We start from the raw sequence: 11,654 nt of genomic DNA, 5'->3' as shown, positions 1-11,654 counted from the left end.
GCCTGATGCCAACACCGGTCGAGATCGTCGATTACGACCCTTCCTGGCCGGCATGTTTCGCGGAGGCGGCGCTTAGGCTTGCGGCGCTTCTTGGTGACTTGGTCGTGTCGATCGACCATGTCGGCAGCACGGCCGTTCCGGGTCTAGCCGCCAAGCCGCTGATTGATATCGACGCGACGCTGCGCTCGGCCGCCGACATGCCGGCCGCCTCCGGCCATCTTCATTCCTGGGGATACGAACCGCGCGGCTCAAGGCATGGCGACGGCGTCTGGGCGTTTCTGCTCCGCGGAGAGCCGGGACAGCGCGTCTATCTCTGCCCGCCGGACAACGAGACCCATCGGAAACGAATGCTCTTTCGCGACAGACTGAGAGCCAATGCCGATCTGGCGGTCCAGTACGAGGGGCTGAAATACAAACTTGCCTTAGAATTCCGGCTTGATGGAGACAGCTACACGTCCGCCAAAAGCGAATTCATCCGAGCCGCCATCGGAACGGCCGCATCGGTCGAAACTCTCGTCCTGAAATTGCCGGTGAGGGACGGCGGGCAGTAAACTCACCCTCATCCGGCCTAAACAGCCATTTCCGCTCGATCGCCGATGCGAGATCGAGCCGGTTTGTGCGGGCAAAGAGCAGGACGTGGCCGAGGAGATCGGCCGTCTCGTCGGCGAGGTCGCGGCTGAGATCCTCGTCGCTCCTGCCCTTCTTTCGACCGCGGCCGGTTGTGCGGTTCCAGGCCTGGGTCAATTCGCCCATCTCCTCCTGCAGCTTCAGGAGAAACCAGTCGGGATCACGGATCATTCCGTGGGTTTCGGCATAGGTTGCGGATGCGGCCTCGAATTGTTCGGTAAGTTTGCCCAGCATGGCGTTCTCCTTTTGTATCCACAGGAGAATGCCGATTCCCGCGCCGTGTCCAGAGGGTCCTTCCCTGCTCGCCTGCCTCGATGTCTACACGCCAAATTGATATCGAACGGAGAGAAATAACCAGTGGTTGACGATCCCATGATAACTGTGGCCGTCCTTTTTGCTTGGAGGCCGGGGGAGAACAGATGATCGAAAGTGCCAGCTCAGAGCATGCCGAGCTCAAATTCATTCGGTGCGCGTGTTTTATGTTCTCGCCGTCGGCTGCGGCATAGTCTTGTCTTATTGTCTGTTTCAGCTGGTGGAGATCGTTTTTGCTGGCCGTGAGGGTCTCGCGCCGCTCACACGGGCCGTCATCCTCATCCCACTTGTGGTCGGCTGCAGCAGCTTTGCGATATTTTGCGTGCCCCGGATGAACCTCCAAAAAGCGGTCCTTATTATATCTCCCGATGGAATTTGGATGCCCGCCACGATGCCGCAGGTATTGCCTTGGACGGTGGTCTCGCAAATCACGCTTTTTGGAGAATATGGCTCGCCCAAAAATATCGCCGTGATTTCACGCGGCAGCCTCGACCCCGAAACACGTTCCCAGGTCACAAAGGCAAGCCACGGAGGCTCAGTCCCTCAGAGCTTGGTAATATCTCCCGCTTTACTGGGAAATATCAAGACCGACGATCTATTGGCGCTGATGAAACGCTACCACAAAAAGTTTGGCAGCACGCCGGATGAGGATTCAGGCCCCCCCGGGCCAACCCACTTTTCATTCCTCGTCGTGGACCGGTATCGAGGAGTAAGCTGAGCGTCAGGCCATAGTCGCCGGACCCAGGCTTGACACCTCACCCAAATCCCGGCAGGTGCGGGTCATCCGATCCCATCCGCATCACGGCATTTTCCATGGACTCCGCCAATCCGATTTCCGCTTTCCTGGACGCATGGATTCCGGGCCATGGGCCGGCGCAGCTCGTCTTTCTTTTCCTCTCGGCGTTGATTGCCGGGCTGGCGCGCGGGTTTTCCGGTTTCGGCGGTGCGTTGATCTTCGTTCCGCTCGCCGGTGCTGCCGTCGGGCCGAAGATCGCCCCTGCCCTGCTGCTGGTCATCGACGGGGTGACGACGCTCGGCATGGTGCCGGACGGCTGGAAGCGCGCCAACCGCCGCGAGGTGGGCACGATGCTGATCGGGACGCTGATCGGCGTGCCGGTGGGCACGACGCTGCTGGCGGTGATCGATCCGACGGCGCTGCGCTGGCTGATCTCGGTCGTTGTGCTCTGCCTGCTGATCTTCCTGATTTCCGGCTGGCGTTACCATGGCAAACCGAAGACGCCGCTGACGATCGGCGTCGGCGCGCTTGCCGGCCTCTTCGGCGGTGCCGCACAACTCTCCGGTCCGCCCGTCGTCGCCTACTGGCTCGGCGGCGCCATTCCGCCGCTCACCGTGCGCGCCAATCTCATCCTCTATTTCGCGCTCTCGACGGTGATTTCCGCCATCGCCTATATCGTCGGCCACCTTTTGACCCTCGACGTTCTTGCGCTCGCACTGATCGCCGGGCCGGGTTACGGCCTCGGCGTGATCGCCGGTTCGAAACTGTTCGGATTTGCCTCCGAAGGCACCTTTCGGCGCATCTGCTTCCTGCTGATCGCCATGGCGGCGATCGTCAGCCTGCCGCTTTTCGACGCGCTGCGGCCCTGAGCAGGATTAAGCGCGGATTATTCAGCAAGACTTAACTCGTCCGAGAGTAGGGTCGGCCTCACCGAAGTAACGTGGGCGTGATCGCGGTGGGGAATACCAGGGAGAGGTTTCAGGCGCTTTGGCGCCGGGATGTCAAACGCCGGCTTGTCGCTGGCGGCCTCGATATGGCTGCCGCACTTGCGCGTGCCGGGATGATGCCCAATGCCCGCGGCCACGGCGCCATATTCACGCTCCACCACGTGCGGCCGAAACAGAGCCGGCCGCTGCAGCCGAGCGGCCATCTGGAAGTGACGCCGGATTTCCTCGGCGAAGCGATCGAACGACTCTCCGCCGAAGGTTACGAATTCATCCCCTTGAGCGACGTGCCGGCACGGCTTGCCGCCCCGACCAAACAGCCGTTCGCGGCCTTCACGCTCGATGACGGTTATCGCAACAACGCCGAATACGCCCTGCCGGTGTTTGCGCGCCACGGCGTGCCCTTCACCATCTTCGTCACCCGCGGATTTGCAGAGCGGACCCATTCACTCTGGTGGGAGACTGTCGCCGAGTTGCTCGGCCGCGAGCGGGAAGTGACCTTCGATTTCGGCGGCGGGCCTGAAATCCTCGACCTCACCTCCGAAGCCCGCAAGTTCGACGCCTTCGACCGGTTTTCCAGCTATGTCCTCGAAGTCGAGGAATCCACCGCCGTCTCGCGGATCGATGCGCTGGCGAGAAAACACGGCGTCGATCCGCTGAAGATCACCGCCGACCTCACGATGAATGCCGAAGAGCTCCGCTCGGTCGCCGCCCATCCGCTGGCTTCGCTCGGCGCCCATACGACGAGCCACCGGGCCGTCGCCCGGCTTTCGGCGGAAGACGCCCGCGCGGAAATGGAACAGTCCGCCGACTGGATCGAGGCTTTGACCGGCGAACGCCCGGCCACGATCGCCTATCCCTATGGCAGCCGTGCCGCGGTTTCCGAACGCGACTACGCGATTGCCAAGGAGATCGGCTTTTCGGTCGCGGTGACGACGCAGCCCGGCACGCTCTGCGCCAGATGCGTGAACAGGCTCACCGGCCTGCCGCGCATCTCGCTCAACGGCTATTACCAGCAGCCGCGCTACGTCTCAGCACTCGCATCGGGCATCCCCTTCGCGATCGGGCGGTGAAGCCCGCCCTTCCCTCTACGGATACATCCGCACCTTTTCCCATGGGCCGTCGGCGACGGTGCGGCGGAATTCGATGCGGTCGTGCAGGCGGAACTGGCGGTCGTGCCAGAACTCGATCGACACCGGCTTGATGCGGAACCCGGACCAGTGGGGCGGGCGCGGAATGTCGCCGATCGCGTAACGGGCGGTGTATTCAGCTACCGATTTTTCGAGCGCGAATCGGGTTTCGAGCGGGCGGGACTGTTTCGACGCCCAGGCGCCGATGCGGCTGCCGCGGGCGCGAGAGGCGTAATAGGCATCCGCCTCCGCGTCGCTCACCACCTCCACCTCGCCGCGCAGGCGAACCTGGCGGCGCAGCGATTTCCAGTGGAAGCACATCGCCGCCTTTTTCTGGCCGAGGATCTCGCGGCCCTTCTGGCTTTCGAAATTGGTGTAGAAGACGAAACCGTTCTCGTCATATCCCTTCAACAGGACCATGCGAACGTTCGGCATGCCGTTTTCGTCGACGGTCGCAACCGCAACGGCATTCGGATCGTTGGGTTCGGAGCTCTCGGCATCCTTCAGCCAGGTGCCGAAAAGCGCGAAAGGCTCATTCTCGGCGGTGAAGTCACCAGTTGTTAACCCGCTCTCAGACATATTGACTAAAATACTCCCAATCTCATGAAAATTGCCCGAGTTTTTCCGTCGGACAGGACGCACGGTGGTAGTGATAGCAAAGTCGAAGAGCCGCACAAAGAGGTCGTTTCTCCTCGGCAGACGGGCAGCCGCCCTCTGCCTTGCAGGGCTTTCGCTTGCCGGCTGTACCAGCAGCCTCGATCTCTTCGGAAGCTCCCCGAAAGTCGACCGCTCGATCGCGACCGGCACCGTGCCGGGTACGCCGCCGCACACCGGCGCCACGCTTTCCGACGAGGCGACGGTGCGTAACGCTGTCTCCTCGGCCGATCTTGCGAAGGTCGGCACAGCTTCGGTTCCGTGGGCGAATACCACGACCGGCAGCGCCGGCGTCGTCTCGCAGATCCGCGAGGCCCGCAACGGCGAGCAGATCTGCCGCGCCTTCACCACCACGCGGCATTCTTACGAGGGTATCGCCATGTTCTCCGGCCAGACCTGCCTGACCGGCAGCGGCGACTGGATGCTGACGGCCTTCGACCGCCAGTAGTCGCGGTCCGCGCCTTCCCCCGAAAAACCAACGCGCTGCGAAATCCGTTTCAGGCGTTTCCGTGAAAACCGCCGGAAACCATTCGTTTACCTTAATGACTACGACTGGCGGCCGCGTAACCACTGATTCACAAGTCCTAACATAGGCTCTCCGGATGTGAGCAGTAATCTGACCGGGACATGAGGAACCGGCGGACGACTGTCGGAGTTGTGACGAGTATCGGGGGTCCAAGGATCAAGCGGGGGCCTGCCGTTTCAAGTAACCGGTGGTCCCACAATGCGTGATCCCTATTCTCTTCTCGGCGTGAAGCGTAATGCCGAGCCCGACGAAATCAAGGCAGCCTGGCGCGCCAAGGCCAAGACCGTTCATCCCGACCAGAACCAGGACGATCCGTCTGCGACGAGCCGTTTCGCAGAGATCGGCCAGGCCTACGAGGTCCTGAAGGACCCCGAGCGCCGCAAGCGATACGACAGGGCCGCCGAGATGCACCAGACCATCATGCAGCAGCGCAATGCCGCCCGCGAAGCCGCCGAGCGCGCCAAGGCCGCAAAGGCCAATGCCGAAAAGGTCATGGAAGAACTCGCCAAGACCGATGCGCAAAACGCCAAAGCGCAGGCGCAGGCTCGCGGCCAATCGCAGTCCCAGGCCCAATCTCAGGCTCATCCCCAGAACCAGTCCGGCCCGGCAGGCGAAACGCCCGAGGACATGATCGAGCGCATTTTCGGCGCCACGGCAGCCGACCACGCAAAATCTCACACGGGCGGCCCGGCGCCGGCGAACGGCGATTCGGCGGAAACGGCCAAGGCAGATGTATCCGGCGGCGAAAGACCGCCCCTGCCGGCCCTCGCCATAGACCTGATCGCCTCCATCGTGCGCCGCTTCCGCGGCACGACGCCTGCTCCCGAAAAGGCTCCGGATATTTCCGTCGAGGCAACGGTGACCGTGGAGGACCTCCTGAAGCTCAACGCGGTCACGCTGAAGATGGCCGACGACCGCGAAGTCCGCCTTGTGCTGGAAAGAGGCATGACGGAAGGCCATGTGGCGCGACTCAAGGGCCAGGGCCTCAAGCTCGCCGGCATGAAATCCGGCGATCTTCTCGCCTCGATCAAAGTTTCCCGCGACAGTCGTTTCCGCGTCGAAGGTTTCAATCTTCACACGACCTTGTCGATTTCGCTCGAAGACGCGGTGCTTGGCGGCGACGCGTCGGTCGAAACGCCGGAAGGCAACCGCAACATCAGCATTCCGGCATGGTCCGGTTCCGACCAGACGGTCCGGCTGAACGGCCTTGGCCTTCACGACGATGCCGGCGGCCGCGGCGATCTCGTCGTCGAACTGCGCGTCGTCCTGTGGGAAAAGCCGAACGAAAAGGTCACCGACCTGATGCGGCACATGCGTCACGGGCTGTATGTCTGACGAGCACCGCCGAATATGACAGTTTTGCGTCGGTATTCACCGCAACGCACCCTTTGTTACGGCCACTAACACGAGATGATCCAAGTCTGCTTGAACCCTTGAGCCGCCTATGTCATAGGCAGCGTTCATCTAAGGTATCAGGGGACTATGTATGGTTCAGGCTTCCGGCCTCATGGCAGGCAAACGCGGTCTCATCATGGGCGTTGCCAACAACCGTTCGATCGCGTGGGGCATTGCCAAGGCTATCCACCAGCATGGCGGGGAAGTTGCGTTCACCTACCAGGGCGATGCACTCAAGAAGCGCGTTGAGCCGCTTGCCGCAGAACTTGGCGCCTACATGGCCGGCCATTGCGACGTCGGCGACGAATCGACCATAGACGAAGTCTTCGCCAATCTCGAAAAGCACTGGGGCAAGATCGACTTCCTGGTGCATGCGATCGGCTTTTCCGACAAGGACGAGCTGACCGGCCGTTACGTCGACACCTCGGCGGACAATTTCGCCAAGACGATGCAGATCTCGGTCTACTCCTTTACGTCAGTCGCAAGGCGGGCGGAAAAGCTGATGACCGACGGCGGCTCGATGCTGACCCTCACCTATTATGGCGCCGAAAAGGTCATGCCGAACTACAACGTCATGGGCGTTGCCAAGGCGGCACTCGAAGCCAGCGTCAAGTATCTCGCCGTCGATCTGGGTCCGAAGAACATCCGCGTCAACGCGATCTCGGCCGGCCCGATCAAGACGCTTGCCGCTTCCGGCATCGGCGACTTCCGCTACATCCTCAAATGGAACGAATACAATGCGCCGCTGCGCCGTACCGTCACCATCGAGGAAGTGGGCGATGTCGGCCTCTACATGCTGTCCGACCTGTCGCGCTCCGTCACCGGCGAAACCCATCATGCCGATAGCGGTTACCATGTCGTCGGCATGAAGGCCGTCGATGCGCCGGACATTTCGGTCATCAAGGACTGATGCTCTTCCAGGGACGTCTGCCGTGCTCATCTACATGATCCGCCACGGGCAGACGGACTGGAATGCCGAAGGCCGGCTCCAGGGCCAGCAGGACATTCCGCTCAATGCGCTCGGCCGTTCCCAGGCAACGCGGAACGGCGAACGGCTGCGCGAGATGATCGGCGCGGCGGACGGTTTCCGCTTCATCGCCAGCCCTCTGTCGCGTACCCGCGAAACCATGGAACGGCTGCGAACCGCCATGGGCCTCGATCCCCTCGCTTACGAAACCGACGAGCGGTTGGTCGAAGTCTCCTTCGGCGACTGGGAGGGTCATACGCTCGAGGAGATCGGCCAGATTTCTCCGGACCGGCTCGCCGCCCGCGCCGAGCAGAAGTGGAGCTTCATCCCGCCGGGCATCTCTGCCGAGAGCTATGAGATTCTCTGCTGGCGGATCGGCGCCTGGCTGCAGTCCGTTGAAGGTCCGACCGTCTGCGTCAGCCATGGCGGGGTGATCCGCTCGCTCTTCCGGCTGATCGGCAACCTCGACGAGGACGAGGCCGCCACCGTTCCGACCCCGCAGGATCGCATCCTCGAGGTCGATACCCGCTACAACCGGATGCAATGGCTCTGATCTGCGCCGGCACGACGCAGCGGATATTCTAAATTATACTTCGCTAACTATGGAATATTACTGAACGATCTGGAGATCGTCGACGACGCGGTTGCCATCGACGACCGTGTAGAAGACGAGCACCTTGACGCCGGCCTTCAAGCCTTCGAAATTGAACTCCTCGGGCACCTTGTAGGTCTTTCCGTCGTCGAGCGTGAAGTTGAGCGCCTTCGCGTCCACGGCCTTGATCGTGGCTTCGACGTCGGCACTTTGCGCCCAGCTGTTGAGGGGCGAAAAGACGCTGGCCGTGGCAAGCAGAGCAGCAATCAGGATGCGCATGGTCGGAAGCCTTGATGAGGTCGGTGATGTCTCGTTTCGACGCACAGATAGCCTGCTGATTGTGGCGAAAATCGCCCGGCACCATGACATTTTCCGTATAAGTAATGAGCTGATAGTTAACGCTTTTCGCGAACCTGGCGCCACGTTGGAGCCGGGTCAGACCCGTCCGCGAAATTATTCAAAGTATTCGTACAATAAATCGCGCCAAAGTTTGTAGGGTGGGGTGAAAGCGTAAATTAACCCCCGCCCCATAGGCTGTTCCGTCATGCCACAGCGGTTAATAAGAAGGTTTGCGCGCGTGAAATTCTGGCCGTCGTCCGGTTCCAAGTCACTGCGCCTGGCGCGCAGCACCAAGACCCCGACAGCAATCGCATTCGTTATCGCCCTTACGGTGATCTCGACCGGCGTGATCATCGACCAGCGTTACACCGAGGGTTTTCGCAGCGAGCTTCGCGCGACGACGGAAAAAGTTGCCGGCCTGTTGGCGCGGCGGCTCATTGCACGCGTGGAGACCGACACCGCTGCCGCCGGCCATCTGGCTCACGCCCTGAGGGAAGACGCCGAGGGCTCGGCGGATCAGTTCAAGCATTACGTCGATAAGGAACTTGGCGAGGCGACCCATTTTGCCGGCATCGCGGTCGCACCCAATTTCGAGTTTGCCCAAGTGATTACCCGCGACGGCATTGCCGGCGGTACGCCACGCAAGATCGGCAAGATCGATATTCCGCGCCTCGCAGACGACCTGAAATCCGTCAGCGGCCGGAACCGTGTATCACTGCTGAGCGGCAGCCAGGAGGGACACCTGACCCTGGTCGTGCCGGTGCCGAAGGAAGAGGACGGCACCGACCTGTGGGGCGCCATCGCCGTGCTGATCGACAAGCAGGGCCTGATGGAGGCTTCCGGCGTCACCTTCTCCCCCGCCACGGCGACGAAACCGAACCTGATCAATCTCGAGTGGCTGAACGTCGTCTTGCGGGACGCGGACAGGCCGGAATATTTCGCCTTCTTCGGCAATGATTCCATCGAGGACCAGTCTCCGATGAAATGGGCGGTGCCGATCGGCGGTGCCAACTGGACGCTGCTCGCCGCCCCTCGTTCCGGCTGGGACATCGTGCCGCCCAACCAGCTCGGGATCCGCCTCGCCCTCGTGATTGCCGCACTCGCGGTGATCGTGCCGATCTTCATCGCCACCTCGCTGATCTCGGAGCGCAACCGCAACATCGACGCGCTGAAGGCGCGTGAACTCAATCTGATCGAGCTGTCGCAACGCTTCAACCTTGCCATGGAAGCCTCCAATATCGGCATCTGGGAAGTGACCGGCAACAGCAACAGTCTCTTCTGGGACAACCGAGCCGCCGGGTTGCACGACAAGCCGGCGGCCAGCGAGGGCAATCGTCTCTACGACTGGCTCGGATCGATCTATCCGCCCGATCGGACGGCGGCGGAGACGCATTTCGTCGACTGCGCCTCCAGCAACACGCCTTGCAGCGAGACCTATCGGGTGCAGTTGCCGGACGGCACGCTGCGATACCTGAGGTCGGCGGGTGCGAACTATCGCAATGCCGACGGTACGCTGCGCACCACCGGGATTGTCTGGGACGTCACCGGCGACGTTGTGATGACGCAGACCCTGCGCAACGCCAAGGAAAATACCGACATCAAGAACGCCGAACTGGAGTTGGCGCTCGATGAACTGTCGAACCGCGAGCAGGACCTGGAAGAGCTGTCGACCAAGCTCGACCTCGCGCTCGACTCCTATAATTGCGGCATCTGGGAATCGAACCCGGCAACCCGGGTCGATACCTGGGATGCCCGCATGTGCCAGCTGCACGGCATCCCCTTTACCAACGGCTTCGTCCGGGTCGATGACTGGATCGAGCTCATCCATCCCGACGACCGGGAACTCGCCAAGCTCAGTTCCTATCATTTCACCGAGAACTTCCGGCCGGATCCGCTGGTCGTGCGCGTGCCCCAGCCGGATGGCTCGATCCGCTACATCCGCTCCATCGGCAAGATGCATAAGACGCGCGACGGATCCAAGAAGGTGGTCGGCATCGCCTTCGACGTCACCCAGGACGCCATCCTGACCAGGGAACTCAAGGCCGCCAAGGACGAGGCCGACGCGAAGAATGCAGAACTCGAACTCGCCAAAAGCCGGATCGAGCACAATTCCCTGCATGACCCGCTGACACTGCTGGCCAACCGCCGCAAGCTCGACATGGAACTCGACCGGCTGTCGCGCTCCAGCCATACCGAGCGCCAGAAATTCTCGATCCTGCATCTCGATCTCGACCGCTTCAAGCAGATCAACGACACGCTCGGCCATGCGGCCGGCGACGCGATGCTCGTGCACGCCTCGCGCATCCTGTCGCGCAACGTCCGCGGCAGCGATATCGTCGCACGTATCGGCGGCGACGAATTCGTGATCCTCGCCACCGGCAATTCCAGCGCCGAAGAGATAGGCCAGCTCGCCCAGCGCATCATCGCGGAATTTCACCAGCCGATCGATTTCGAAGGTTTTGCCTGCCGCTGCGGCGTATCCATCGGCATCGCCCAGGCAAGCGGCATGAATGTCGATGCGCGCCGTACTCTCGTCAATGCCGATATCGCGCTCTACCGGGCCAAGGGCATGGGCCGCAACCGATACGAATTCTTTACGCAGAACCTGCAGGCCGAGATCGTCAGCCACAAGCGCACCGCTGACGAGGTGCTGGCCGGCATCGACAACGACGAATTCATCGCCTTCTACCAGCCGCAGTTCGATGCCCGCACCAACCAGCTCACCGGTGTCGAGGCGCTGATCCGCTGGAACCATCCACATCACGGAATTCTTGCGCCCGACCGGTTCCTGAAGATTGCCGAGGACCTCAATGTGTCCGCCGCGCTCGACCACATCGTGCTCCAGACGGTTTTGAAGGACAAGATGCGCTGGGCAGCGCTGGGCATCCGGATACCGAAGGTTTCCGTCAACGTCTCCTCGAAACGCCTCCATGACGAAGCGCTGATCGACACGCTGCAGACACTGGCGATCGTGCCCGGCGAGATTTCCTTCGAACTGGTGGAATCGATCTTCCTCGACGAGAGTGAAGCGTCGGCGGCCGGCAATCTGCAGCGGATCAAGGAACTTGGCATCGATATCGAGATCGACGATTTCGGCACCGGCCATACCTCGATCGTCAGCCTTCTGAAGCTGAAGCCGAAGCGGCTGAAGATCGACCGGCAGCTCGTGATGCCGATCCTGACCTCGCCGCAGGAACGGGCGCTGGTACGCTCGATCATCGACATCGCCCGTTCGCTCGGCGTCGAAACGGTGGCGGAGGGGGTCGAGACCATGCAGCATGCGAGCCTTCTGCGCGAACTCGGCTGCGACCTGCTGCAGGGTTATGCCTTCGCCCGGCCGCTTTCCTTCGACGATTTCACCGCAGCCGCGAACCGAGGCTGGCGCAAGGCCGCCGCCTAGAGCCACTATTGTTCAGCTTGGCGGGTGTGATC

Annotated in this window: 11 protein-coding genes and 1 pseudogene; 9 read left to right on the top strand and 3 right to left on the bottom strand. The window is 61.8% G+C overall.

All coding sequences use genetic code 11. From position 1 onward, the window contains the following. Nucleotides 1–5 precede the first annotated feature (5 nt). Complete coding sequence (locus tag LZK81_RS05105) at nucleotides 6–551, top strand: GrpB family protein (protein WP_233955388.1); 546 nt, start codon at nucleotides 6–8, stop codon at nucleotides 549–551. A 13-nt stretch (nucleotides 552–564) separates the two neighbouring features. Here the strand turns inward: LZK81_RS05105 and LZK81_RS05100 are convergent. Continuing rightward, a pseudogene (locus tag LZK81_RS05100) lies at nucleotides 565–861 on the bottom strand (pyrophosphatase); the annotation flags it as partial. A 232-nt stretch (nucleotides 862–1,093) separates the two neighbouring features. On the opposite strand from LZK81_RS05100, the gene LZK81_RS05095 reads away from it, so the two are divergent. The 3 genes from LZK81_RS05095 to LZK81_RS05085 all read left to right on the top strand — a co-directional run bounded on the left by LZK81_RS05095 (nucleotide 1,094) and on the right by LZK81_RS05085 (nucleotide 3,692). Next, entirely contained in the window at nucleotides 1,094–1,657 is a 564-nt protein-coding gene (locus tag LZK81_RS05095; protein WP_046625076.1) for a hypothetical protein, read from the top strand. A 95-nt stretch (nucleotides 1,658–1,752) separates the two neighbouring features. Further along, nucleotides 1,753–2,544, top strand: coding sequence for a sulfite exporter TauE/SafE family protein (locus LZK81_RS05090; protein WP_046625075.1), 792 nt, complete (start codon nucleotides 1,753–1,755; stop codon nucleotides 2,542–2,544). Between the two features lie 164 nt (nucleotides 2,545–2,708). Continuing rightward, nucleotides 2,709–3,692, top strand: a complete 984-nt coding sequence (locus tag LZK81_RS05085; RefSeq protein ID WP_046611060.1) for a polysaccharide deacetylase family protein — start codon at nucleotides 2,709–2,711, stop codon at nucleotides 3,690–3,692. A gap of 15 nt (nucleotides 3,693–3,707) precedes the next feature. Here the strand turns inward: LZK81_RS05085 and pdxH are convergent, their stop codons facing one another. Beyond that, nucleotides 3,708–4,328, bottom strand: a complete 621-nt coding sequence (pdxH, locus tag LZK81_RS05080; protein WP_046603462.1) for a pyridoxamine 5'-phosphate oxidase — start codon at nucleotides 4,326–4,328, stop codon at nucleotides 3,708–3,710. 64 nt (nucleotides 4,329–4,392) lie between these two features. Between pdxH and LZK81_RS05075 the strand changes: the two genes are divergently transcribed. The 4 genes from LZK81_RS05075 to LZK81_RS05060 all read left to right on the top strand — a co-directional run bounded on the left by LZK81_RS05075 (nucleotide 4,393) and on the right by LZK81_RS05060 (nucleotide 7,844). Beyond that, a complete protein-coding gene (locus LZK81_RS05075) occupies nucleotides 4,393–4,851 on the top strand; it encodes an RT0821/Lpp0805 family surface protein (RefSeq protein WP_046603461.1) in 459 nt (152 codons plus the stop codon). 276 nt (nucleotides 4,852–5,127) lie between these two features. Continuing rightward, a complete protein-coding gene (locus LZK81_RS05070; protein WP_046625074.1) occupies nucleotides 5,128–6,264 on the top strand; it encodes a DnaJ C-terminal domain-containing protein in 1,137 nt (378 codons plus the stop codon). A 151-nt stretch (nucleotides 6,265–6,415) separates the two neighbouring features. After that, nucleotides 6,416–7,234: an enoyl-ACP reductase FabI gene (fabI, locus tag LZK81_RS05065; protein ID WP_038584258.1), complete on the top strand. Its 819-nt coding sequence runs from the start codon at nucleotides 6,416–6,418 to the stop codon at nucleotides 7,232–7,234. Between the two features lie 22 nt (nucleotides 7,235–7,256). Next, a complete protein-coding gene (locus LZK81_RS05060) occupies nucleotides 7,257–7,844 on the top strand; it encodes a histidine phosphatase family protein (protein ID WP_046610984.1) in 588 nt (195 codons plus the stop codon). Nucleotides 7,845–7,901: 57 nt separating this feature from the next. Here the strand turns inward: LZK81_RS05060 and LZK81_RS05055 are convergent, their stop codons facing one another. Beyond that, entirely contained in the window at nucleotides 7,902–8,162 is a 261-nt protein-coding gene (locus LZK81_RS05055; RefSeq protein WP_037084286.1) for a DUF1344 domain-containing protein, read from the bottom strand. A 298-nt stretch (nucleotides 8,163–8,460) separates the two neighbouring features. Between LZK81_RS05055 and LZK81_RS05050 the strand changes: the two genes are divergently transcribed. Continuing rightward, the gene (locus LZK81_RS05050) at nucleotides 8,461–11,622 is read left to right on the top strand and encodes an EAL domain-containing protein (protein ID WP_233955386.1); all 3,162 of its coding nucleotides are present in this window, start codon (nucleotides 8,461–8,463) and stop codon (nucleotides 11,620–11,622) included. Nucleotides 11,623–11,654: the final 32 nt, after the last annotated feature.

Source organism: Neorhizobium galegae (assembly GCF_021391675.1).
Lineage (GTDB): Bacteria > Pseudomonadota > Alphaproteobacteria > Rhizobiales > Rhizobiaceae > Neorhizobium > Neorhizobium galegae_B.
The sequence above is the reverse complement of the archived record's forward strand: the minus strand, read 5'-3'. Positions and strand labels throughout refer to the sequence as shown.